Raw genomic sequence first — 426 nt, 5'->3', positions numbered from 1 at the left:
GCGTTCCCCTGGGAATCACTGACCTTCTTCGGATACCAGTTCCGGCCGCCACGCCCTGACAATGGCCTCAAATTGCGAGCCGTAGCCCAAGGTGTCCGGATAGTGGTTGTTCCGTGCGGCATAGCCAAACACGACCACCACGTCCTCCACGATCTCGTCGTCGAGCCCCCAGGTCACGGTGATATCGAACCCACCGCATTGGCCCGGGTTCCACCATGCCAACAGAAAGTCGGCGACACGTCGGCTCTGCCCGCTGTCGCGCATCGCGTGCGAGATCAGGCGTTCCAGGGCGGCTCGTTCTGCATCCGTCATCTTGGCCATGCTTTCCTCATGAGTTGAGTTATTGGGTTAAGCCGTTGAGTTGAGCATCAGCTAGCTGATTTCCTTGCGGATCAGACCGCGCACGAGATCTGCGATGGAAATGCC

Annotated in this window: 1 protein-coding gene; it reads right to left on the bottom strand. The window is 59.2% G+C overall.

The window, feature by feature from the left end; translation table 11 throughout:
- Nucleotides 1-15 precede the first annotated feature (15 nt).
- Nucleotides 16-321 (bottom strand): hypothetical protein, encoded by a 306-nt coding sequence (locus I6F21_RS38050; protein WP_004636902.1) that lies wholly within the window; start codon nt 319-321, stop codon nt 16-18.
- Between the last annotated feature and the right edge of the window lie 105 nt (nt 322-426).

The organism is Bradyrhizobium sp. NBAIM03 (assembly GCF_020194055.1).
In the GTDB taxonomy this organism is placed as follows: domain Bacteria; phylum Pseudomonadota; class Alphaproteobacteria; order Rhizobiales; family Xanthobacteraceae; genus Bradyrhizobium; species Bradyrhizobium yuanmingense.
The sequence above is the reverse complement of the archived record's forward strand: the minus strand, read 5'-3'. Positions and strand labels throughout refer to the sequence as shown.